This window comes from Polaromonas sp. CT11-55, from assembly GCF_047303325.1.
GTDB lineage: Bacteria > Pseudomonadota > Gammaproteobacteria > Burkholderiales > Burkholderiaceae_C > Polaromonas.
The window spans coordinates 132,055-155,488 of sequence record NZ_JBKBEX010000009.1; the positions used below are offsets into that span (position 1 = coordinate 132,055).

22 protein-coding genes, 1 tRNA gene and 1 pseudogene are annotated in these 23,434 nt (G+C 62.8%); 19 read left to right on the top strand and 5 right to left on the bottom strand.

Annotated features, from left to right (window positions below):
• Positions 1-21 precede the first annotated feature (21 nt).
• The 8 genes and pseudogenes from ACEN8I_RS11155 to ACEN8I_RS11190 form a co-directional block, all read left to right on the top strand.
• A pseudogene (locus ACEN8I_RS11155) lies at positions 22-231 on the top strand (GIY-YIG nuclease family protein); the annotation flags it as partial.
• A 201-nt stretch (positions 232-432) separates the two neighbouring features.
• Positions 433-924 (top strand): GNAT family N-acetyltransferase, encoded by a 492-nt coding sequence (locus ACEN8I_RS11160; protein WP_413328533.1) that lies wholly within the window; start codon positions 433-435, stop codon positions 922-924.
• A complete protein-coding gene (meaB, locus tag ACEN8I_RS11165) occupies positions 924-1,952 on the top strand; it encodes a methylmalonyl Co-A mutase-associated GTPase MeaB (RefSeq protein WP_413328497.1) in 1,029 nt (342 codons plus the stop codon). Before ACEN8I_RS11160 ends, meaB begins: the two co-directional genes overlap by 1 nt.
• Entirely contained in the window at positions 1,949-2,821 is an 873-nt protein-coding gene (locus tag ACEN8I_RS11170) for a hypothetical protein (protein WP_413328498.1), read from the top strand. Before meaB ends, ACEN8I_RS11170 begins: the two co-directional genes overlap by 4 nt.
• A 29-nt stretch (positions 2,822-2,850) precedes the next feature.
• Positions 2,851-4,383, top strand: a complete 1,533-nt coding sequence (locus ACEN8I_RS11175; protein WP_007866994.1) for an acyl-CoA carboxylase subunit beta — start codon at positions 2,851-2,853, stop codon at positions 4,381-4,383.
• Positions 4,384-4,390: 7 nt separating this feature from the next.
• Complete coding sequence (locus ACEN8I_RS11180; RefSeq protein WP_413328500.1) at positions 4,391-5,077, top strand: hypothetical protein; 687 nt, start codon at positions 4,391-4,393, stop codon at positions 5,075-5,077.
• Positions 5,078-5,103: 26 nt separating this feature from the next.
• Positions 5,104-7,152: an acetyl-CoA carboxylase biotin carboxylase subunit gene (locus tag ACEN8I_RS11185; RefSeq protein WP_413328535.1), complete on the top strand. Its 2,049-nt coding sequence runs from the start codon at positions 5,104-5,106 to the stop codon at positions 7,150-7,152.
• Entirely contained in the window at positions 7,152-7,628 is a 477-nt protein-coding gene (locus ACEN8I_RS11190; RefSeq protein ID WP_413328502.1) for a VOC family protein, read from the top strand. The genes ACEN8I_RS11185 and ACEN8I_RS11190 overlap by 1 nt, the downstream gene beginning before the upstream one ends.
• 16 nt (positions 7,629-7,644) lie before the next feature.
• Here the strand turns inward: ACEN8I_RS11190 and rsxB are convergent, their stop codons facing one another.
• Together rsxB and phaZ are read right to left on the bottom strand one after the other, a co-directional pair.
• Positions 7,645-8,328, bottom strand: coding sequence for an electron transport complex subunit RsxB (gene rsxB / locus ACEN8I_RS11195; RefSeq protein WP_413328505.1), 684 nt, complete (start codon positions 8,326-8,328; stop codon positions 7,645-7,647).
• 55 nt (positions 8,329-8,383) lie between these two features.
• Positions 8,384-9,757 (bottom strand): polyhydroxyalkanoate depolymerase, encoded by a 1,374-nt coding sequence (gene phaZ / locus ACEN8I_RS11200; RefSeq protein WP_413328507.1) that lies wholly within the window; start codon positions 9,755-9,757, stop codon positions 8,384-8,386.
• A gap of 281 nt (positions 9,758-10,038) precedes the next feature.
• Between phaZ and ygiD the strand changes: the two genes are divergently transcribed.
• Entirely contained in the window at positions 10,039-10,893 is an 855-nt protein-coding gene (ygiD, locus tag ACEN8I_RS11205) for a 4,5-DOPA dioxygenase extradiol (protein ID WP_413328508.1), read from the top strand.
• A 10-nt stretch (positions 10,894-10,903) separates the two neighbouring features.
• Here the strand turns inward: ygiD and ACEN8I_RS11210 are convergent, their stop codons facing one another.
• Positions 10,904-11,482, bottom strand: coding sequence for a nucleotidyltransferase family protein (locus ACEN8I_RS11210; RefSeq protein ID WP_413328536.1), 579 nt, complete (start codon positions 11,480-11,482; stop codon positions 10,904-10,906).
• A 5-nt stretch (positions 11,483-11,487) separates the two neighbouring features.
• Positions 11,488-12,684 (bottom strand): amino acid aminotransferase, encoded by a 1,197-nt coding sequence (locus tag ACEN8I_RS11215; RefSeq protein ID WP_413328510.1) that lies wholly within the window; start codon positions 12,682-12,684, stop codon positions 11,488-11,490.
• 208 nt (positions 12,685-12,892) lie between these two features.
• Here ACEN8I_RS11215 and uvrB point away from each other — a divergent pair, with 208 nt between their 5' ends.
• The 10 genes from uvrB to ACEN8I_RS11265 all read left to right on the top strand — a co-directional run bounded on the left by uvrB (position 12,893) and on the right by ACEN8I_RS11265 (position 21,696).
• Positions 12,893-15,016 carry an excinuclease ABC subunit UvrB gene (uvrB, locus tag ACEN8I_RS11220; RefSeq protein WP_413328512.1) on the top strand — a complete coding sequence of 708 codons (2,124 nt, stop codon included), beginning with the start codon at positions 12,893-12,895 and terminating at the stop codon, positions 15,014-15,016.
• Between the two features lie 264 nt (positions 15,017-15,280).
• Complete coding sequence (iscR, locus tag ACEN8I_RS11225) at positions 15,281-15,817, top strand: Fe-S cluster assembly transcriptional regulator IscR (RefSeq protein ID WP_007867011.1); 537 nt, start codon at positions 15,281-15,283, stop codon at positions 15,815-15,817.
• Between the two features lie 102 nt (positions 15,818-15,919).
• Positions 15,920-17,137, top strand: coding sequence for an IscS subfamily cysteine desulfurase (locus tag ACEN8I_RS11230; protein WP_007867012.1), 1,218 nt, complete (start codon positions 15,920-15,922; stop codon positions 17,135-17,137).
• A 34-nt stretch (positions 17,138-17,171) separates the two neighbouring features.
• Positions 17,172-17,558: a Fe-S cluster assembly scaffold IscU gene (iscU, locus tag ACEN8I_RS11235; protein WP_007867013.1), complete on the top strand. Its 387-nt coding sequence runs from the start codon at positions 17,172-17,174 to the stop codon at positions 17,556-17,558.
• A gap of 46 nt (positions 17,559-17,604) precedes the next feature.
• Positions 17,605-17,928: an iron-sulfur cluster assembly protein IscA gene (gene iscA, locus ACEN8I_RS11240; RefSeq protein ID WP_413328515.1), complete on the top strand. Its 324-nt coding sequence runs from the start codon at positions 17,605-17,607 to the stop codon at positions 17,926-17,928.
• Between the two features lie 76 nt (positions 17,929-18,004).
• Complete coding sequence (gene hscB, locus ACEN8I_RS11245; RefSeq protein ID WP_413328517.1) at positions 18,005-18,523, top strand: Fe-S protein assembly co-chaperone HscB; 519 nt, start codon at positions 18,005-18,007, stop codon at positions 18,521-18,523.
• 42 nt (positions 18,524-18,565) lie between these two features.
• Positions 18,566-20,428, top strand: a complete 1,863-nt coding sequence (hscA, locus tag ACEN8I_RS11250) for a Fe-S protein assembly chaperone HscA (RefSeq protein WP_413328520.1) — start codon at positions 18,566-18,568, stop codon at positions 20,426-20,428.
• Between the two features lie 20 nt (positions 20,429-20,448).
• Positions 20,449-20,787, top strand: coding sequence for an ISC system 2Fe-2S type ferredoxin (gene fdx, locus ACEN8I_RS11255; RefSeq protein WP_007867024.1), 339 nt, complete (start codon positions 20,449-20,451; stop codon positions 20,785-20,787).
• Positions 20,788-20,841: 54 nt separating this feature from the next.
• Positions 20,842-21,549, top strand: coding sequence for a DNA polymerase III subunit epsilon (dnaQ, locus tag ACEN8I_RS11260; RefSeq protein ID WP_413328522.1), 708 nt, complete (start codon positions 20,842-20,844; stop codon positions 21,547-21,549).
• Between the two features lie 72 nt (positions 21,550-21,621).
• Positions 21,622-21,696 (top strand) — tRNA-Val (locus tag ACEN8I_RS11265).
• Positions 21,697-21,768: 72 nt separating this feature from the next.
• Here ACEN8I_RS11265 and ACEN8I_RS11270 read toward each other — a convergent pair.
• Positions 21,769-23,434: PhoH family protein (locus tag ACEN8I_RS11270; protein WP_413328525.1), on the bottom strand; the 1,666-nt coding region annotated here is incomplete at its 5' end.

Below are 23,434 nucleotides of genomic sequence, written 5' to 3' on the forward strand. Positions count from 1 at the left end.
AGCCTTTATCGCCCTACGCGCGTGAAACCTTTTTTCGTCTATCTGCTTAAGTGCTCGGATGGCTCCTACTACGGCGGCCAGACGGACGATATGGGCGCACGCATGTTTCAACACGATTCGGGTGAAATCGGCTATACGTCGACGCGCAAACCGGTTGAGCTGGTCTGGCAGGGGGAGTTTGAAACACGCGCTCAAGCCATTGCTTTTGAGCAGCAGATCAAGGGCTGGTCGCGGGCGAAGAAGGAGGCTTTGATTGCAGGAAACTGGCATCGGATCCAGGAACTCGCAAAATCTAAAGCAAAACCCGTTCGCCCTGAGCTTGTCGAAGGGCTTGAGGAGGTAGGGCTTCGACAGGCTCAGCCCGAACGGTTGCGGGCCACAGCCGAGGTCGAGGAGTCCGCCCGCACCGACCATCGTGCCCAGGGGGTCGAGATGGCCGCGCTGTCCCATACGGGGAAAACCATGCGCCTGTCCCTGCAGCCGGTTGTGGCCGCTGACTTCGAGGACATGCTGGCCTTGCGCATAGACGCGATGCGGCCCAGCCTGGAGCGCGTCGGCCGCTTTGACCTGGCACGCTCGCGCGAGCGGCTGGCGGCAGGCTTTTTTCCGGCTTACATGCAGCACATCCTGCTGGACGGCGAGCGTGTCGGTTTTTTCACGCTCAAGCCCGAAGGCGCTGAAGGTGAAACGGCCCTGCGGCTTGACCATCTGTATCTGCGCAGCAGCGCCAGCGGCCAGGGCATAGGCTCCTGGGTGCTGCGCCAGGTGCTGGCGCAAGCGCGCGAACGCGGCCTGGCCGTAAAGCTGACCGCGCTCAAGGAAAGCGATGCCAACCGCTTCTACCTGCGCCACGGTTTTGTGCTGCGGGGCGAAGAGGGCGTGGACCTGCACTACGAGTGGCCCGCGGTGGAGCGCGTGGCGTGATGGCCGCGCCTGACTTCCTCCAGGCCATCCTGGGCCCGGACGCGATGGCCAAGCGCCGTGCGATCGCCAAGGCCATCACGCTGCTGGAGTCCACCCGCGCCGACCACCGCGCCCAGGGCGACGAGCTGCTCACGGCCTTGCTGCCCCACACCGGCAAAGCCATGCGACTGGGCATCAGCGGCGTGCCCGGCGTCGGCAAGTCCACTTTTATCGAGGTGCTGGGCCTGTACCTGATTGCGCAGGGTCATCGCGTCGCGGTGCTCACCGTCGACCCTTCTTCCTCCGTTTCGGGCGGCTCCATACTGGGAGACAAGACCCGCATGGAAAAACTCTCGGTCCATGAACGCGCCTACATCCGGCCCAGCCCTTCGAGCGGCAACCTGGGCGGCGTGGCCGAGAAAACGCGCGAAGCCATGCTGGTCTGCGAAGCCGCCGGTTACGACGTGGTGATTGTGGAAACCGTGGGCGTAGGCCAAAGCGAAACCGCTGTGGCCAACATGACCGACATGTTTGTGCTGATGCAACTGCCCAATGCCGGCGACGACCTGCAGGCCATCAAAAAAGGCGTGATGGAGCTGGCCGACCTGGTCATCATCAACAAGGCCGACATCGACGCAGACGCGGCCATGCGGGCCGAAGCCCAGATCACTTCGGCCATGCGCCTGTTCGGCCTGGTCAACAATGCCATGAGCGGCGAGCAGGCCGCCAATTTCGACAAAAGCTGGCACCCGCAGGTGATCCAGCTCAGCGCGCTGCACAACAAGGGTGTGGACCTGTTCTGGACGGCCGTGACGCGGTTCAAGGGCTTGCAGACCGCCAACGGCCAGTTCGTCGAGCGGCGCAGGCAGCAGTCGCTCTCCTGGATGTGGGAGCGCATAGATGCCGGCCTCAAGCAGGCCTTTCGCCAGGACCCGCAGGTGCGTGAGCGCCTGCCCAGGCTCATCGCCGAGGTGGCGCGCGGTGAAGTTGCGGCATCAACGGCGGCCCGGAGTTTGCTGGCCCTGGCTGCCAAGGGATGGGATCGATGAAAAAGGCGGCCATCTTTTGCGCATTGCTTTTGCAGGCCTGCATCGCCTGGGCCGGCGACCTGGCAGCCGGCGAACCGGGCAGCTTTGTCTTCACCGACAAAGGCTTTTTCGCGGACAAGCCCGTCACCGTGTATTACTACAAGGCGCGCAGCGCCGGGCCCGATGCCCGGGTAATGATGGTGATCCACGGCGCCGAGCGCCAGGGCTCGCGCATGCGCGACAACTGGCAGCCTTTTGCCGAGAAAAACAAGCTCATCGTCCTGGCGCCGGAATTCGACGAGGCGCGGTTTTCCTCGCGGCTGTTCAACATGGGCGGCATCGAAAGCCGTGACCGTAGTCAATGGTCCTTCCAGATCGTCGAGCATCTTTTTGATTTTGTCCGCGCCGATGAGGGGCTGTCGGCAAGCGACTACTTGCTGTTCGGCCATTCGGCGGGCGGGCAGTTTGTGCACCGCTTCATGTTGCTGGCCGAGGCGCCGCGCGTTTCCGTCGCCGTGGCGGCCAATGCCGGCAGCTACACCATGCCCAGCTACCCTGGCGTCATGGACGACAAGTTTCCTTATGCGCTGAACGAGAGCATCGTCAGCCCCGACAAGCTCAAGCAGGTTTTTGCGCGCAAGCTGGTCGTGCTGCTCGGCGAGGCCGATACCCAGACCGACGCGGCCAACCTGCCCAAGGCCAGGCAGGCCACGGCCCAGGGTGCGAACCGCTTCGAGCGCGGCAGCAACTTCTTCGCGCAGGCCCAGGCGCAAGCGCAGAAACTGGGCACGCCGCTGGCCTGGGAGCGCGTCACCGTGCCGGGCGTGGGGCACGACTCGCGCCGCATGAGCCAGGCCGCCGCGCGCCTGTTGTTTGAACCAGCCCGGTAAATTTTTTCGTCCAAATAGCGGAACACACCATGCAAGAAATCCTTGAACAACTCGAAAAGAAACGTGCCGCGGCCCGCCTGGGCGGCGGGCAAAAGCGCATAGACGCGCAGCACGGCAAAGGCAAGCTCACGGCGCGCGAGCGGCTGGAGCTGCTGCTGGACGAAGGCACGTTTGAAGAATGGGACATGTTTGTCGAGCACCGATGCACCGACTTCGGCATGCAGGACAACAAGATTCCCGGCGACGGCGTGGTCACCGGCTACGGCATGATCAACGGCCGCCTTGTGTTTGTCTTCAGCCAGGATTTCACGGTGTTCGGCGGCGCCTTGAGCGAAGCCCATGCCGAGAAGATCTGCAAGGTCATGGACCAGGCCATGAAGGTGGGGGCGCCCGTCATCGGCCTCAACGATTCGGGCGGCGCCCGCATCCAGGAAGGCGTGGCCTCGCTGGGCGGTTATGCCGACGTGTTCCAGCGCAATGTGATGGCCAGCGGCGTGATTCCGCAGATCAGCATGATCATGGGGCCCAGCGCCGGCGGCGCGGTGTATTCGCCGGCCATGACGGACTTCATCTTCATGGTCAAGGACAGCTCCTACATGTTTGTCACGGGCCCCGAGGTCGTCAAGACCGTGACGCATGAAGAAGTCACGGCCGAGGAACTGGGCGGCGCCACCACCCACACCACACGCAGCGGCGTGGCCGACCTGGCCTTCGAGAACGACGTCGAGGCGCTGCTGATGCTACGCCGCCTCTATAACTACCTGCCGCTGAACAACCGCGAAAAAGCCCCGGTGCGCCCGAGCGCCGACCCGGCCGGCCGCATGGACCTGAGCCTGGACACCCTGGTGCCCGAGAACCCGAATAAGCCGTACGACATGAAGGAGCTCATCGTCAAGACGGTGGACGACGGCGACTTCTTTGAGATACAGCCCGAATACGCAAAAAATATCATCATCGGCTTCGCCCGCATGGAAGGGCAGACCGTGGGCATCGTCGCCAACCAGCCGCTGGTGCTGGCCGGCTGCCTGGACATCAAGAGCTCCATCAAGGCCGCGCGTTTTGTGCGCTTTTGCGATGCCTTCAACATCCCGGTGATCACCTTTGTCGACGTGCCCGGCTTCATGCCCGGCACCAGCCAGGAATACGGCGGCATCATCAAGCACGGCGCCAAGCTGCTGTACGCGTATGCCGAATGCACCGTGCCCAAGATCACCGTGATCACACGCAAGGCCTACGGCGGTGCCTATGACGTGATGGCCTCCAAACATTTGCGCGGCGACGTCAACTTCGCCTGGCCCAACGCCGAGATCGCCGTGATGGGAGCCAAGGGCGCGGTGGAGATCATCTTCCGCGAAGACAAGGGCGACCCGGCCAAGCTGGCCGCCAAGGAAGCCGAATACAAGGCCCGCTTTGCCAACCCCTTTGTGGCGGGCGCGCGTGGTTTTATCGACGACGTGATCCTGCCGCATGAAACGCGCAAGCGCATTTGCCGCTCGCTGGTGATGCTGCGGGACAAGAAGATCGAAAACCCGTGGCGCAAGCACGGCAACATTCCGCTGTGAGCGCGACGTGATCAGCCACTATCCCCGATTCCGCGAAGGCGCGGCCCCCGGCCTGGTGCCCAAGCTGGGCGGCCTGCCCTGGGGGCTACCCGCGCGCCTTTGGCCCGTCTGCAAGGAGTGCGGGCGGCCCATGAGCCATCTTGCGCAGCTGCCGGCCGCCGCGCCCGAGCTGCCGCTCGCGCAAGGCGAGGTGTTGTTTCTTTTCAAGTGCGAGTGGGACAGCGTCTGCAGCTTCTGGGAGCTTGATGCCGGCGCCAATGCCGCTTTCACCGTGCCGCAAAGCGAGCTGGGCGCGCTGGCCACCGAGCCGCCTGCCGACGCCAAGGACGGGCCGCCGGCCGTGCTGCCCGAGTTGGGCGTCGTGAGCTGGCGTGCTGACGACGATGGCGCGCCGCCCGAGCTTGAAGAGGCCTTCTACGACGACACCCGCTTTTTTGAGTTGCCGCAAGAGCTTGCGCATCCGCACAACTGGGCCAGCGCCTGGCGTACCAAGAGCGGGGGTGTTCCCTATTGGACGGCCAATGGCGTGCAGCAAAGCCCGCCCGGCAGGATGCTTTTGCAAATCGACAACTGGGTGGAACTGGAAGGCGGCGGCACGGCCGAGGTCGCCAACTTCTGCTCGGACGGCACTGCCTATGTGTTTGTCGACCACTCACAGAGTCCGCCGGCTTACTCCATGTTTATCAACCGCTGAGGCGGTCAACAAAAACAGGTTCAATGATGTTTACAAAAATCCTGATTGCAAACCGTGGCGAGATTGCCTGCCGCGTGATCAAGACCGCCCGCAAGATGGGCATCCAGACCGTTGCCGTGTATTCCGATGCCGACAAGGACGCGCGCCATGTCGAGCTTGCCGACGAGGCCGTCAACATAGGCCCGGCGCCCAGCCGCGACAGCTATTTGCAGGCCGACAAGATCATCGCGGCCTGCAAGCAGACGGGCGCGCAGGCGGTGCACCCCGGCTACGGCTTTCTGAGCGAGAACGCGGGTTTTGCCAAGCGGGTGGAAGAAGAGGGCATTATCTTCATAGGCCCCAAGCACTATTCGATTGCCGCCATGGGCGACAAGATCGAATCCAAAAAACTGGCCGGCGCGGCGGGCGTCAACTGCATCCCGGGCGTGAATGACGCGATTGAGAGCGCCGAGAAGGCCGTGGAGATCGCCAGGGCCATCGGCTACCCGGTGATGATCAAGGCCAGCGCGGGCGGCGGCGGCAAGGGTTTGCGCGTGGCCTTCAACGACAAGGAGGCCCTGGAAGGTTTTACCTCCTGCCGCAACGAGGCGCGCAACAGCTTTGGCGACGACCGCGTCTTTATCGAGAAGTTTGTCGAGGAACCGCGCCACATCGAAATCCAGCTGCTGGGCGACAGCCACGGCAATGTGGTCTACCTCAACGAACGCGAATGCTCGATCCAGCGGCGCCACCAGAAGGTAATTGAAGAGGCGCCGTCGCCTTTCATCAGCGACGCAACGCGCAAGGCGATGGGTGAGCAGGCGGTGGCGCTGGCCAAGGCCGTGAAGTACCAGAGCGCCGGCACGGTGGAGTTTGTGGTCGGCAAGGACCAGAGCTTTTATTTTCTCGAGATGAACACCCGGCTGCAGGTGGAGCACCCGGTGACGGAATGCATCACCGGGCTGGACCTGGTGGAGCTGATGATCCGCGTGGCGGCCGGCGAGAAGCTGCCGATCGCGCAGAAAGACGTGCAGCGCAATGGCTGGGCCATCGAGTGCCGCATCAATGCCGAAGACCCGTTCCGCAGCTTTTTGCCGTCCACCGGCCGGCTCGTGCGTTTCCAGCCGCCCAAGGAAACCATGTTCGCGGCCGACACTTCGCAACTGCAGGGCGTGCGTGTCGACACCGGCGTGCAGGACGGCGGTGAGATTCCGATGTTTTACGACTCGATGATCGCCAAGCTCATCGTGCACGGCAAGGACCGCAAGGATGCCATCGCCAAGATGCGCGAGGCGCTCAATGGTTTTGTGATCCGCGGCATTTCCAGCAACATTCCCTTCCAGGCAGCCTTGCTGGCGCATCCCAAATTCGTTTCGGGCGATTTCAACACCGGCTTCATCGCCGAGAACTACAGCAAGGGCTTTCACGCCGAGGACGTGCCGCACGAGGATCCGTCCTTCCTGCTGGCGCTGGCGGCTTACGTGAACCGCCGCATGCTGGGCCGCGCGGCCGGCATCAGCGGCCAGCTGCCGGGCCATGGCGTCACGGTGGGCGAGGAGTTCGTCGTCGTCAGCCTGGGTGCGGCGGGGCAGAACACGCCGCACCCGGTGACGGTGGGCAATTACCAGGCGCAAACCGGTTCAGGCACGGTGGAGGTGGGCGCAAAGCGTTATGAAATTTGCAGTAACTGGCACCTGGGCGGCGCGCGCATTCGCGGCACCGTCAACGGCCAGCCTTTCGCCGCACAGGTGGAGCGGGGTGTCGGGCGCAATCCGCTGGCCATCCGCATCGCGCACAACGGTACCCGGCTGGATGCCCTGGTGCTGTTGCCGCGCGCAGCGCAGCTGCATGCGCTGATGCCCTACAAGGCGCCGCCCGACATGAGCCGCTATGTGCTTTCACCCATGCCCGGCCTGCTGGTGGATGTGGCGGTGCAGGTGGGCCAGAAAGTACAGGCCGGCGAGCGCGTGGCGGTGATTGAGGCCATGAAGATGGAGAACGTGCTGTTTGCCGTGGCCGATGGTGTGGTGGGCAAGGTGCTGGCGAACAAAGGCGAGTCGTTGAGCGTGGACCAGCCGATTGTGGAGTTCCAATAATGAGCGCCGTACGTCCCTTTAAAGTTCTCGGAATCCAGCAGATCGCCATCGGCGCCACAAGTAAAGACCGACTGCGTACGCTGTGGGTCGACATGCTGGGCCTGGAAGTGACCGGCAATTTCGTCAGCGAACGCGAGAACGTGGACGAAGATATCTGCGCCATGGGCAGCGGCCCCTTCAAGGTCGAGGTCGACTTGATGCAGCCGCTCGACATGGACAAGAAGCCCGCGGTGCACACCACGCCGCTCAACCATGTGGGCCTGTGGATAGACGACCTGCCCAAAGCCGTGGAATGGCTGACAGCCAAAGGCGTGCGCTTCGCGCCCGGCGGCATACGCAAGGGTGCGGCGGGTTTTGATATCTGCTTTTTGCATCCCAAGGCCAGCGAGGAATTTCCCATCGCGGGCGAGGGTGTGCTGGTCGAGATGGTGCAGGCGCCGCCTGAAGTCATCAAGGCGTTTGCCGCCCTGGGCTGAAAGCCGGCTACCCGGTTTACTCTTTTGTGCGCTGTGCCCGGGCCCGGGCCAGCGCGGCTTCGATCACGGCGCGTTTGCGGTCCGCCACGGCGGGGTCGCTTTCAGTGCGTGCGGCTGAGGCTGCCGGCGCGACGGATGTTGCACCGGCGGGCTTGCCGGCGTCCATGCCGCCGGGAGGCTTGCCTTCTTCTTTCTTGTGCCGGGCCTTATGGCCTTCATAGCGCGCCTTGGCAGTGCCCGCCTCTTGCTGCGACCAGGCCTGCCAGCCGGTGCGTGCGCCGGTGACGTTTTCCAGGCTGATGCAATCGACCGGGCACACCGGGATGCACAGCTCGCAGCCCGTGCACCAGGGCTCGATCACGGTGTGCATCATCTTGTTGCTACCCATGATGGCGTCGGTCGGGCAGGCCTTGAGGCACAGGGTGCAGCCTATGCACCAGTTCTCGTCGATGACAGCTAGGGCGCGCGGACCTTCCGTGCCGTTGGCTGGATTCAGGGGCAGGGCGGGCAGGCCGGTGATGGCCGCAAGGCGCTGCACGCCTTCGGCGCCGCCCGGCGGGCATTGGTTGATGGCGGCCTCGCCCGAGGCCATGGCCTGCGCGTAGGCCGCGCAGTCAGGATAGCCGCAGCGGGTGCACTGGGTCTGGGGCAGGGCGGCGTTGAGGCGCTCAAAAAGGCGCAAGTCGGTGGGGGAGCTCACCGGCCTATTGTCCTACCAGTCACGGCCCTGTGGTCCGGCCGTGCCGCACAGGCCTTCAGGCTTGTTTGCCGCGCGCCGTCTTTTTGGCCGCCGGCTTTGCAATGGACTTGGCCGTGGATTTTGCGGTGGTTTTTGCCGCTGATGCCCGCTTGGCTGGAGCCGAAGGCCGGTTGTTCGCCTGGATAAAGGCCTTGACCTGCGGGTAGACGATCTCGCGCCAGCGGCGGCCGCTGAAGATGCCGTAATGGCCTGCGCCCTTGACTTCCAGGTGCTTTTGCAAGGCCTTGGGGATGTTGTGGCAAAGGCTGTGGGCCGCCTCGGTCTGGCCTGAGCCGGAGATGTCGTCCAGTTCGCCTTCGACGGTGAAGTGGGCCGTGGTCTTGATGTCCTGGGGCCGCACGCGCTCCAGTTCTCCGTCCAGGTTCTTGACGTCCCAGGTGCCGTTGACCAGCTTGAACTCCTGGAACACCGTCTTGATGGTGTCCAGGTAGTAATCGGCGTCCATGTCGAGCACCGCGTTGTATTCGTCGTAGAACTTGCGGTGCGCCTCAGCGCTGGCGTCGTCGCCCTTGATCAGGTCCTTGAAGTAATCGTAGTGGCTGCTGGCGTGGCGGTCGGGGTTCATCGCGACGAAGCCGGTGTGCTGCAAAAAGCCGGGGTAGACACGGCGCCCGGCACCCGGGAAGTTGCTGGGCACGCGGTAGATCACATTGTTTTCAAACCACTCGTAGCTCTTGTTCATGGCCAGGTTGTTGACGGCGGTCGGCGACTTGCGCGCGTCGATGGGGCCGCCCATCATGGTCATGCTCAGCGGCGTGATCTCGCCGCGCGAGGCCATCAGCGACACCGCCGCGAGCACCGGCACGGTGGGCTGGCACACGCTGATGACGTGGCAGTTGCCGTAAATGCCCTGGATGTGGCGGATGAATTCCTGCACGTAGTTGACGTAGTCGTCCAGGTGGAAGGAGCCGTCGGACAGCGGCACGGTGCGCGCGTTTTTCCAGTCGGTGATGTAGACCTTGTGGTCCTTGAGCATGGTGCGCACGGTGTCGCGCAGCAAGGTGGCGTAGTGGCCGGACAGCGGCGCCACGATCAGCACCGCGGGTTCGCCCTTCAGGCCTGTCAGCGTGGCCGGGTCGTCGGTGAAACGCTTGAAGCGGCGCAGCTCGCAAAAGGGTTTGTCGATTTCCACGCGTTCGTGGATGCTGACCTCGGTGCCGTTGACGTCGACGGTGCGGATGTCAAAAGCCGGTTTTTCGTAATCCTTGCCCAGCCGGTAGATCAGGCTGTAACCGGCCGCCACGCGTTGGGCAAAGGGGTTCTGCCCCAGCGGCGACAGGGGGTTGCCGTAAAGCTTGGCGGCGGCCTGCGCGAAGTCGACAAAGGGCTCCATCAAGGTGCGCTGGGTTTCATAGACTTGGTACAGCATCGGGGGTCAACCTTGGGTTATGTCGTTGTGATGTCGTTATGACAGGTAAATCGTAGTATGTTGCAGTGCAATATAACAGGGGCTGGCCGCACTGTTTTGAGGAAAACCACCAATTCCGGGCTCTTTTCACGGCTTTGGTGCCAAAGCACCACGAGGCGGCGGCCGGACTTGTTTGGCGATAAACCGTCGCCACCTGCGGAATTGAAGGAACACTTACTATTTTGCCTTCCGGCCAGCGGTTTTGACCGCCCCGGCGCCCTTCCCGAATAGGAAACAACAATATGCTCCCCACTATCGACGCCTCCGCGCTGGACAGAATCGCCTCCCTGAAGAAATCCGACAGGATGCCGGTGGTTTTTGTGGGCCACGGCAGTCCCATGAACGCCATAGGCGACAACGAATACCGGCGCAGCTGGCAGGCGCTGGGCGCCGAATTTGGGACGAAATACCCCAGGCCACAGCTGATTTTGTGTATTTCGGCCCATTGGCTGACCGAAGGCTGGTGGTTGACCGCCATGGACAAGCCCAAGACCATCCACGACTTCGGCGGCTTTCCGCAGGAGCTGTTTGACCAGCAGTACCCGGCGCCCGGCGATCCGGCCGCCGCGCAGGCCATCAGCCAACTGGTACGCCAGCGGGCCTCGGCGCCGCTGGGACTGGATGAGGCCGAGTGGGGGCTGGACCATGGCGCCTGGTCGGTGCTCAAACCCATGTTCCCGGACGCGGACATTCCGGTGATCCAGCTCAGCATGGACTACGGCCGCGCGCCCGAGGACCACTATGCGCTGGCCAAGCAGCTCAAGGCCTTGCGCGAGCGCGGGGTGCTGGTCGTGGCCAGCGGCAATATCGTGCACAACCTGCGCCAGATGCAGCGCGGCGCGACCGGTAGCCAGGCTTACGACTGGGCATTGGAATTCGACCAGATCACGGGCGGCTATATGCAGCAAGGCAATCTCGACGCGCTGCAGAGCTTCCAGAAGCTGGGCCAGGTCGCCAAAATGGCTCACCCCACTTATGAGCACTACCTGCCCTTGCTGTATGCGGCCGGCGCCGCCGACGGCAAGGAGCCCATGCGCTTTTTCAATACCAGCTTCCAGGCCGGTTCGATTTCGATGCGCTCCGCGGTCTGGGGCTGATCAGCCCGGATCAAGCCTGGATTTGCAGCCAGGGCCAGCGCTCCTGGTAGGCGGCGGCTTTTTTCTCAAACAGCGGCCGGTGCGGGCACAGCGGATTCGGGCTGAGCCGACCCTGGTAGAGCTCGTCCAGGCCGTTGGGCGCGTAAAGCGCCAGGCCTGAAGCGCCGGCTTGCAGTCCCACGCAGGTGCTGGTGACCAGGAAACGGTCTATGCCGTCCCGGGAATTGCGCAGGGCCGGGTAGGGAAAGCCGAAGTAGTCCTGGTACCAGGTGTGGACGCGGGCCTGGTTTTTGGCTTCCACCGTGATGCCCAGGCCGGAAAAAGCGGACTGGGCACGCGCATTGACCCGGGCCTCGGCCGCCTCCGAAAGATCGGCGGGGTCGAAGTAGAACAGGTCATAGTCCTTGATATGGGCTTCAGGCGGATTGCCCGAGCGCAGGTTCCAGACCGTCTGGAAGAGGCAACCCGCGACCAGCCAGACATCCGGCAGGCCCAGGGCGGGCAACTGCTGCAGGATGCGCTGGTTGTGGCGGTTTTGCAGGGCGTCCCGGATGAAACCATCCGGGCTGGGAGGCAGAGAGATCGACAGGGAAATCAGACGACCTTGGCGATGGACGCGCAGACGTAGTCGATGTTCTTGCTGTTGAGCGCGGCCACGCACATGCGGCCGGTGTCGGTGCCATAGACGCCGAATTCGTTGCGCAGGCGCACCATCTGGTCCTTGCTGAGGCCGGAATAGCTGAACATGCCGATCTGGGCGGTGATGAAGCTCATGTCCTGCTTGACGCCGGCGGCCTTCAGGCCGTCCACGAGCTTTTGGCGCATGGCCTTGATGCGCACGCGCATTTCCGCCAGTTCCTGCTCCCACTGGGCGCGCAGCGCCGGCGTGTTGAGCACCATGGCCACCACCATGCCGCCGTGGATCTGCGGGTTGCTGTAGTTGGTGCGAATGACCAGCTTGAGCTGCGACAGCACGCGGTCGGCTTCTTCCTTGGACTCGCAGAGCACCGACAGGGCGCCCACGCGTTCGCCATAGAGGCTGAAGCTCTTGGAAAACGAGGTCGACACAAAAAAGCTAAGGCCGGCAGCGACAAACTTGCCGATGACGGCGCCGTCTTCCGCGATGCCGTGGCCGAAGCCCTGGTAAGCCATGTCGAGGAAAGGCGTGAGCTTGCGCGCTTTGACGGCGGCGATCACCTGGTCCCACTGGGCGGCGGTGATGTCGTAACCGGTCGGGTTGTGGCAGCAGGCGTGCAGCACGACGATGGTGCCTTCGGCTGCGGCATTCAGGGCGGCGAGCATGCCCTCGAAGTTGACGCCGCGCTTGGCGGCATCGTAGTAAGGATAGCTTTCAACGGCAAAACCGGCCTGGCTGAACAGCGCGCGGTGGTTTTCCCAGCTTGGGTCGGAAATCAGCACCTTGGCGTTGGGGCTGAGCTTTTTGAGGAAGTCGGCTCCGACCTTGAGGCCGCCCGTGCCGCCTATGCCTTGCACGGTGGCGACGCGGCCGCTCTTGACCGGTTCGCTGTCGGCGCCGAAGACGAGGCCCTTGACCGCCGCGTCATAGGCGGCGATGCCGTCAATCGGCAGGTAGCCGCGGGCCTTGGGAGATTCCATCATTTGCTTTTCGGCCGCCTGCACGCATTGCAGCAGGGGCAGCTTGCCGTTGTCGTCGTAGTACACGCCCACGCCCAGGTTGACCTTGTTGGGATTGGTGTCGGCATTGAACTGCTCATTCAGGCCCAGGATGGGGTCACGCGGGGCCATTTCGACAGCGGTAAACAAAGACATGAAATATCCTCAGAAAAAGTGAAAAAAGGCGAAAGCGACGGTACGGGATTCAGCTCAAAAATTTAGGTCACAAGTTGACCGGAAAAAAGGCTACAAGAGCATCAACACGGCGGTCGGAGGGCGATGGGGGATTGCAATTCCCATTTTCGGCCGAATGTCGTATTCTGTTTGGTTGCCCCGAATTTTAACGGGGCTTGATCGAGGTTTTATGCCAGAAGCTATTGAAGTCATAACCGAGGTGGCGGATCCGGCCCCGCGCGAGGGCCAGTTTGTCCGTTTCCCGGATTCGCCGTTCGAGTTGTTCCAGCCCTATCCGCCGGCGGGTGACCAGCCGGTGGCGATCGAGCAGCTGGTCGAGGGCGTCAGGGACGGCGAGGTATTCCAGACCCTGCTGGGCGTGACCGGCTCGGGCAAGACCTTCACCATGGCCAATGTGATCGCTCGCCTGGGCCGCCCGGCCATCGTATTCGCGCCCAACAAGACGCTGGCGGCGCAGCTGTACAGCGAATTCCGCGAGTTTTTCCCCAAGAACGCGGTCGAGTATTTCGTCAGCTACTACGACTACTACCAGCCCGAGGCCTATGTGCCGCAGCGCGACCTTTTCATCGAAAAGGACTCGGCCATCAACGAGCACATCGAGCAGATGCGCCTGTCGGCCACCAAGAGCGTGCTGGAGCGGCGCGACACCATCATCGTCGGCACGGTCAGCGCGATTTACGGCATAGGCGCGCCCGAGGATTACACGCAGATGCGCTTTATCGCCCGCATAGGCGACAAGATGGGCCAGCGCGACGTGATCGCGCGGCTGATCCGCATGCAGTACACGCGCAACGAGCAGGATTTCGCGCGCGGCACCTTCCGGGTGCGCGGCGACGTGATCGACGTCTTCCCGGCCGAGCATTCCGAACTCGCCATACGCATAGAGCTGTTCGACGACGAGATCGAGTCGCTGCAGCTGTTCGACCCGCTGACCGGCCGCATTCGCCAGAAAATCCCGCGTTTTGTGGTCTACCCCAAGAGCCACTACGTCACGCCGCGCGACAAGGTCATGACGGCGGTGGAGACCATCAAGCTGGAGCTGTCCGAGCGGGTGGCCCAGTTCGTCGCCGACGGCAAGCTGGTGGAGGCCCAGCGCATAGAGCAGCGCACCCGCTTCGATCTGGAGATGCTCAGCGAAATCGGCCACTGCAAGGGCATCGAGAACTACACCCGCCACCTCAGTGGCTCGCCGCCGGGCGCGCCGCCTTCGACACTGTGCGACTACCTGCCCAAGGACGCGTTGATGTTCCTGGACGAAAGCCACGTCATGATCGGCCAGCTCAACGCCATGTACAACGGCGACCGGGCGCGCAAGACCACGCTGGTGGAGTACGGCTTTCGCCTGCCCAGCGCGCTGGACAACCGGCCGCTCAAGTTCGAGGAATTCGAGTCCAAGATGCGGCAGGCCATTTTCGTGTCGGCCACGCCGGCCGCCTACGAGCAGGAGCATGCCGGCCAGGTGGTGGAGCAGGTCGTGCGGCCTACGGGCCTGGTCGACCCGCAGGTCGAGGTGCGACCGGCCACTCACCAGGTCGACGACGTGCTACAGGAAATCCGCATCCGGGTCGAGAAAAACGAACGGGTGTTGATCACCACGCTGACCAAGCGCATGGCCGAACAGCTGACCGATTACCTCAGCGACAACGGCGTCAAGGTGCGCTACCTGCACAGCGATGTGGACACGGTGGAGCGCGTGGAAATCCTGCGCGACCTGCGGTTGGGCGCTTTTGACGTGCTGGTGGGGATCAACCTGCTACGCGAGGGGCTGGATATTCCCGAGGTCTCGCTGGTGGCCATCCTGGACGCCGACAAGGAGGGCTTTTTGCGCGCCGAGCGCAGCCTGATCCAGACCATAGGCCGGGCGGCCCGCAACCTCAACGGCCGCGCCATCCTGTATGCCGACCGCATCACCGACTCCATGAAAAAGGCCATGGGTGAGACCGAGCGGCGGCGCAACAAGCAGATTGCCTTCAACCTTGAGCACGGCATCACGCCGCGCAGCGTGGTCAAGCGCATCCGCGACCTCATCGACGGCGTCTACAGCGAGAAATCCGGCAAGGAAGCCGAAAAGCTCGAGATGCAAAAGGCGCTGGTCGAGGACATGAGCGAAAAAGACATTGCCCGCGAAATCAAGCGCCTGGAAAAGCAGATGATCGAACATGCCAAGAACCTGGAGTTCGAAAAAGCTGCCCGGGTGCGGGACCAACTGCACAGCCTCAAGGAACAGGCTTTTGGCGCTCCCGGCGTCGACAACGTGCTGCCTTTGCCCTCGACGGGCCAGGCCCGAGCCTGAGCTGAAATGTCTCTTTACCGTCAAGTGCACCGATATGGTGCATTTGACGGTAAGACTACGGGTTAGTCCTCATGTTTTTGGGGCGCCCAGCGGGAAAACCCCTGCTTGTGTTAAACTTGACGAAAACAGTCAAGAACAATACCAGAACAACAAAAAGCCCCCGCGATACCGGTTGACTGACCTGGGCGGCTGGAGGAAGAGTTCCCTGTAGGCCACAAGTTTGCAGGGTGAAAACGACAGTCAAGCCATTTAAAGGAGCTTGTTATGCGCCTCACAACCAAAGGCCGCTTTGCGGTCACTGCGATGATTGATTTGGGACTGCGCCAGAACAACGGCCCGGTGACCCTGGCCGCTATCAGCCAGCGCCAGCAGATTTCCCTGTCCTATCTCGAACAGCTGTTCGGCAAGCTGCGCCGCCATGAGCTGGTGGAGTCCACCCGTGGTCCCGGCGGCGGTTATACCCTGGGCCGCAAGGCTTCGGAGATCACCGTGGCCGACATCATTGTCTCGGTGGACGAGCCGATCGACGCGACCCAGTGCGGCGGCAAGGAAAACTGCCTGGGCGAGGGCGGGCGCTGCATGACGCACGAGCTGTGGGCATCGCTGAACAGCCGCATGGTGGAGTTCCTGGATTCCGTGACCCTGCAAAAGCTGGTGGAAGACCAGCTTGCCAAGGGCGTGGTGATCGAAAACACTCCGCAGGTCAAGAAGGCCATCTTCACGGCCCCGGCCGTCAAGCCGGTACGCGTGAATGCGCCCAACTCGGTCTTCGCACTGGGCAATGCGTTCTCCAAATCCTGATGGAGCCGGGCCGGCATTTGTCCGGCCCCATTCCTTTGCGAACTGATTGCATGACCTTAGATCGCGCTGCCAGCCAGCCTGTGAATAAAAAGAGCTAGCCACATGGACACCCCACACTTTCCCATCTACATGGACTACAGCGCCACGAACCCGTGCGACCCGCGGGTGGTGGACGCCATGATTCCCTGGTTGCGCGAACACTTCGGCAACCCCGCTTCGCGCAGCCACGCCTGGGGCTGGGAGGCGGAAGCCGCCGTCGAAAAGGCACGCGGGCAGATCGCCGATCTGATTGGCGCCGACCCGCGCGAGATCGTCTGGACCAGCGGCGCTACCGAGTCCAACAATTTGGCGCTCAAGGGGGCGGCCCATTTCTACAAGACCAAGGGCAAGCACATCATCACGGTCAAGACCGAGCACAAGGCCGTGCTGGACACTTGCCGCGAGCTGGAGCGCCAGGGTTTTGAGGTGACTTATATGGACGTGCAGGCCGACGGCCTGCTGGACCTCGAAGCACTCAAGGCCGCCATCCGCCCCGACACAATCCTGGTCAGCGTCATGTTCGTCAACAACGAAATCGGCGTGATCCAGGACATCCCGGCCATTGGCGCCCTGTGCCGTGAAAAAGGCATCATCTTCCATGTGGACGCCGCCCAGGCGACCGGCCGCATCGATATCGACCTGGCCACCTTGCCGGTCGACCTGATGAGCCTCACCTCGCACAAGACCTACGGTCCCAAGGGCATAGGCGCCCTGTACGTGCGCCGCAAGCCGCGCGTGCGGCTGGAAGCGCAGATGCACGGCGGCGGCCACGAGCGCGGCATGCGCTCGGGCACGCTGCCCACCCATCAGTGCGTGGGCATGGGTGAGGCCTACCGCATCGCCAAGGCCGAGATGCACGAAGAGAACAAGCGCATACGCGCCCTGCACGAGCGCATGCTCAATGGCCTCAAGGACGTCGAAGAGGTGTTCCTCAACGGCCACGCCGACAAGCGCGTGCCGCACAACCTGAACATGAGCTTCAATTTCGTCGAAGGCGAGTCGCTGATCATGGGCATCAAGGGCCTGGCGGTTTCCAGCGGTTCGGCCTGCACCTCGGCCAGCCTGGAACCCAGCTACGTGCTGCGCGCCCTGGGCCGCAGCGACGAACTGGCGCACAGCAGCCTTCGCATGACGATTGGCCGCTGGAGCACCGAAGAAGAAATTGACTACGCGGTCGCCACCATCAAGGAAAACGTGGCGAAACTGCGCGAACTGTCTCCCCTGTGGGAGATGTTCAAGGATGGTGTCGACTTGTCCACCATCCAGTGGGCTGCACACTGAGCAGCGCGCCCGACAGCTTAAAGAGGTAAACAAAATGGCATACAGCGAAAAAGTGGTGGACCACTACGAAAACCCCCGCAACGTCGGCTCCTTTGAAAAGGGCGACGAATCGGTAGGCACCGGCATGGTCGGCGCGCCGGCTTGCGGCGACGTGATGAAGCTGCAGATCAAGGTCAACCCGGTGACGGGCGTGATCGAAGATGCGCGTTTCAAAACTTATGGCTGCGGTTCCGCGATCGCTTCCAGCTCCCTCGTGACCGAATGGGTCAAGGGCAAGACGCTGGACGAAGCGGCCAGCATCAAGAACAGCGCGATCGCCGAAGAACTGGCCTTGCCGCCGGTCAAGATTCACTGCTCCATCCTGGCGGAAGACGCCATCAAGGCCGCCGTGAACGATTACAAACAAAAGCACGCGCACTGACCAAAACCCCATTACCCGTCACCTGTTTCATTTCCGAGCGATTTAAATGTCCGTAACCCTCACTGATGCAGCCGCAAGGCACGTGACCCGCTACATGACCAAGCGCGGCAAAGGTGTTGGTGTGCGCCTGGGCGTCAAGACCACCGGCTGCTCCGGCCTGGCTTACAAGCTGGAATACGCCGACGAGATCGCGCCGGAAGACATCGTGTTTGAAGACAACGGTGTCAAGGTGCTGGTCGACCCGAAAAGCATGGCTTACATCGACGGTACCAAGCTGGACTTTGTGCGTGAAGGCTTGAACGAAGGTTTCAAGTTCATCAACCCCAACGAGCGTGACCGTTGCGGCTGCGGCGAAAGTTTCCGGGTTTGACGGGCGAGCGGCCTTACGCGTGCCGCACCCTTAACCAAGCCGCCTCCACTGATGGTGCTGGCGGCTTTTTCTCGGCATGAATCTTCAATCCACTGATTTCGAGCTTTTCGGCGTGCCCCAGCGTTTCGCGCAGGATCGCGCCGCGCTGGACGCGCGCTGGAAGGATCTGCAGCGCGAGGCGCACCCGGACAAGTTCGCGGCCCAGGGCTCGGCGGCCCAGCGCGTGGCCATGCAGTGGTCGGTGCGCATCAATGAGGCCTACCAGCGCCTGAAAGACCCGCTGAAGCGGGCAAGCTATCTGTGTGAGCTCAACGGAGCGCCCATCGACGCCGAGAAAAACACGGCCATGCCGCACGACTTCCTGGTGCAGCAGATGCAGTGGCGCGAAGCGCTGGATGAGGCCGAGACCGCCGAGGATTTTGAGGAAATCGCCTCGCAGGCCATGTCGAGCGGGCGCGAGAAGTTGTCAAAAATAGCGCAATTGCTGGATGTGGACAGGGACTTTCCCGCAGCCGCCCGGCAGGTCAGAAGCCTTATGTTTATTGAGCGCTTTGCCAGCGAAGTCGATGCGCGCATCGACCTGCTGGGACAATAGGAACCTGTTCAAGGCATTACAGAAAAAGTACGACAAGCACGCATGGCACTCCTGCAAATTTCCGAACCCGGCCAGACACCCGACCCGCACCAGCGGCGCATCGCGATTGGCATCGATCTGGGCACCACGCACTCGCTGGTCGCCAGCGTGCGCAGCGGCGTGTCCGAATGCCTGCCGGACGAGCAGGGAAGGGTGCTGCTGCCCAGCGTGGTGCGCTATCTGGAGGGCGACAAGCGCCAGATCGGCTATGAGGCGCTGGCAGCGCAGGTCGAGGACCCGCGCAACACCATTTCTTCGGTCAAACGCCTGATGGGCCGCGGCATTGACGACATCGGCAGCCGTACCCAGCTGCCCTACGAGCTCAACGACAAGCCGGGCATGGTTACGCTGCAGACCGTCGCCGGAGAAAAAAGCCCGGTCGAGATCAGCGCCGAGATTCTGGCCACGCTGCGCTACCGCGCCGAGGATACTTTCAACGACGACATCTACGGTGCTGTGATCACCGTGCCGGCCTACTTCGACGATGCCCAGCGCCAGGCCACCAAGGACGCCGCGCAACTGGCGGGCCTGAATGTGCTGCGCCTGCTCAACGAACCCACGGCGGCCGCGATTGCCTACGGCCTGGACAACGCCAGCGAAGGCGTTTACGCCGTCTACGACCTGGGCGGCGGCACTTTCGACATTTCCATCCTGCGCCTGACGCAAGGCGTCTTCGAGGTGGTGGCGACCGGCGGCGATTCGGCGCTGGGCGGCGACGACTACGACCGCGCGCTGGTCGACTGGGTGCTGGCCAAAGCAGGCCTGGCGGCCGATACCCTCGCGCCGACGGACAAAGCCGCCCTGCTGCGCACCGCGCGAAATTGCAAGGAGGCCCTGTCGGCCGCCGACCTCGTGCCTTTTTCGGTGCAACTGGCCAAGGCCCTCGTCAATTTCGAGATGAAGGCCGAAGACTTCGAAACCGCGACAGCCCACCTGACCCAGCGCACGCTGACGGCTGTTCGCAAGGCGCTGCGCGATGCCAAGCTCGCCAAGGAAGACATCCAAGGCGCGGTGCTGGTGGGGGGCTCCACGCGCATGCCCCAGGTGCGCAAGGCGGTGGCCAGTTTCTTCGGCCGTGAGCCGCTGGTCAATCTCAATCCCGACGAAGTGGTGGCGCTGGGCGCGGCCATTTCCGCCAACCAGCTGGCCGGCAACAACACCGGTGATGAGTTGCTCTTGCTCGACGTGATTCCGTTGTCGCTGGGCATAGAGACCATGGGCGGGCTGGTTGAACGCATCGTGCCGCGCAACCAGACCATTCCCACGGCCATGGCGCAGGACTTCACCACCTACCAGGACGGCCAGACCGCCCTGGCCCTGCATGTGGTGCAAGGTGAGCGCGATCTGGTGGCCGACTGCCGCAGCCTGGCCCGCTTCGAATTGCGCGGCATTCCGCCGATGGTGGCCGGCGCCGCGCGCATTCGCGTGACCTTTACGGTCGATGCCGACGGCTTGCTCAGCGTCAATGCGAAAGAGCAGGTCAGCGGTGTCGAGGCGCGCATTGACGTGAAGCCTTCCTACGGCCTGTCCGACGAAGACATCGCGCGCATGCTGCAGGACAGCTTTTCGACCGCCCAGCAGGACATGAATGCCCGCGCCCTGGCCGAGGCCAAGGTCGATGCGGATCGCATGATTCTGGCCACACAAAGCGCGCTGGCCGCGGATGCCGATTTGCTGAGTCCCGGTGAACGCGCACAGATCGACAGCCTGATCACCGGCCTGGCCGACACGCGCGCGCACGGCGACGCGGCCGCGATAGAGGCGGCCACCCAGGCCCTGGCCAAAGGCACGGAGGCCTTCGCCGCCCAGCGCATGAACCGGGGCATCAAACAAGCCCTGGCCGGTAAAAACATCGAGGCGGTTTGAGCCGACTGACTGAGACAACCATGCCCATCATCAAAATACTGCCTCACCCCGAATACTGCCCGCAGGGCGCCGAAATCAGCGCGCCGGCCGGCACCTCGATCTGCGAAGCTCTGCTCGACAACAAGATCAACATCGAGCACGCCTGCGACTTGAGCTGCGCCTGCACCACCTGCCACGTTGTCGTGCGCGAGGGCTTCAACTCGCTCAACGAGCTCGACGAAAGCGAGGAAGACCTGCTGGACCGCGCCTGGGGGCTGGAGCCCAATTCGCGCCTGAGCTGCCAGGCCGTGCTGGCCCAGACCGATGTGACGGTGGAAATACCCAAATATTCGATCAACCACGCGAAAGAAAACCACTGAGTTTTCGGGAAAAGCCGGGCAGGGACTGCCCCGCGCGGAGGCGATAATCGAGCCATGCGCCAAATCGTTCTTGACACTGAAACCACCGGTCTTTCCGCCGAAAATGGCGACCGCATCATCGAAATCGGCTGCGTGGAGCTGGTGGCCCGCAAGCTCACCGGCAACAACCGCCACTTCTACCTGAACCCTGAGCGCGACAGCCATGAGGACGCGCTCAAGGTCCACGGCATCAGCAACGAGTTCCTGAAGGACAAGCCCAAGTTCGCCGCCGTGGCCGACGAGCTGCTGGAATACCTGCAGGATGCCGAGATCATCATCCACAACGCGCCCTTTGACGTGAGCTTCCTCAACAAGGAGCTCGAACTCATAGGCCGGCCGCCCCTCAAGCACTGCGTGGCCAAGGTCACCGACAGCCTGATGATGGCCAAGGAGCTGTTTCCGGGCAAACGCAATTCGCTGGACGCTTTGTGCGACCGGCTGGAGGTCGACAATTCAGGCCGTACCCTGCACGGCGCCTTGCTGGACGCTGAACTGCTGGCCGACGTCTACATCAACCTGACCCGCGGGCAGAACGCGCTGGTCATGGACGTGGGCGACACGGCCCAGGAAGGCGACAACAACGTACCGCAGATAGACCTGAGCGTGTTTGAACTGCCTTTGCTCGCGGCCAATGAGCAGGAAGCCGCCGAACATGAGAAGTTGCTGGCCGGCATCGACAAGGCCAGCAAGGGAAAAACGGTTTGGCGTGCCCTGGCGGCCTGAACTGAAACGCAATTCAGGGGGGTGGATGGCAAAATCGACCCAAAACAGCTTATAATCGTAGGCTGACCGATAGGGCGGTTAGCTCAGGGGTAGAGCACTGCATTCACACTGCAGGGGTCGCAAGTTCGAAACTTGCACCGCCCACCAGAATTTGACGAAGAAAAAGGCCAAGTCTTGCGACTTGGCCTTTTTTTCATTGGGCGCTGTTTTTTCGCGGACTTAGAGTACTTCGCTCGCGAAATCAGCCAGGCGCGAACGCTCGCCGCGCGCCAGCGTGATGTGTCCGCCATGCGGCCAGCCCTTGAAGCGGTCGACGGCAAAGGTCATGCCCGAGGAGCCTTCGGTCAGGTAGGGCGTGTCGATCTGCGCCAGGTTGCCCATGCAGATGATCTTGGTGCCCGGCCCGGCCCGTGTGATCAGCGTTTTCATCTGCTTGGGCGTCAGGTTTTGCGCCTCGTCGATGATGACGTACTTGTTCAGGAAGGTACGGCCGCGCATGAAGTTCATGCTCTTGACCTTGATGCGCGAGCGGATCAGCTCGTTGGTGGCGGCTCGGCCCCATTCGCCAGAGCCACTGTCGGTCTTGCCCAGCACTTCGAGGTTGTCGTCCAGCGCACCCATCCAGGGGCCCATTTTTTCCTCTTCGGTGCCCGGCAGGAAGCCGATGTCCTCGCCGACGCTGACCGTGGCCCGCGTCATGATGATTTCGGTATAGCGCCGGTCGTCGAGCACTTGCGTGAGGCCGCTGGCAAGCGCCATCAGCGTCTTGCCAGTGCCCGCCGTGCCGGCCAGCGTGACGAAGTCCACTTCCGGGTCCATCAACAGGTTCATGGCGAAATTCTGCTCGCGGTTGCGCGTGGTGACGCCCCAGACGGCGTTTTTGAGGTGGTTGTAGTCCTTCAGGGTCTTCAGTACTGCGGTTTTGGCCCGGATTTCCGTCACACGGGCATACAGCGGCGGCTCGCCCGGGGCCTCAAAGAACACGAACTGGTTGATTAGCAGGCTGCCCACGATGGGGCCGGTGATGCGGTAGAAGGTGTGGCTGCCCTGTTGCCAGCTCTCGATGGTCTTGCTCTGGCGCGTCCAGAAGTCCGCCGGCAGGGCCAGCGAGCCGGAATACAGCAGGTCGCCGTCTTCCAGGGTTTTGTCGTTCTGGTAGTCGTCAGTGGCCAGGCCCAGGGCACGTGCCTTGACACGCATATTGATGTCCTTGGACACCAGGACCACTTCGCGCGGCGCATATTCCTTGCGCAGGGCCTCCACCACACCCAGGATCTGGTTGTCGGCCTTGCCCTGCGGCAGGCTCATGGGCAGCGTGTAATCCAGCGGTTTGGTCTGGAAAAACAGGCTGCCGCCCGCTTCCGGGTGGCCGGTGGTATCCAACTTCAGGCCCTTGCCGATATCGGCGCCCTGGGCGCCCGCCAGCGCGTCCAGCGTGCGGCTGGTCTGGCGGGCGTTGCGCGCCACCTCGGTCATGCCCTTTTTATGGCCGTCGAGCTCTTCGAGCACGATCATGGGCAGGAAGATGTCATGTTCCTCGAAGCGGAACAGGCACATCGGGTCGTGCATCAGCACATTGGTGTCCAGCACGAACAGCTTGGCCGGGCCCGTGCGTTTGGGCTTTTTCGGCTTGGCCGGCTCGGGCAGGACGATGCTTTCTTTTTTACGGCTGTTCGAGGGGATTCTGTCCGGGTTGGCGGGCTCTCTGCCTTTGAAGGCCACCGGGTGGCTACCTTCTCCTGCCGCGCGGCTGTCAAACAGGTCCATTACCGGGGGTTTCTGGGCGGATTCGGTGCGCTCCGTTTTCCGGGCGACTTTCGAAGGCGAGCGGGCGGGCGCGTCGAGCGCATCAGGCGAGAGCAGGGCGGCACGTTTGGTCGGGGCG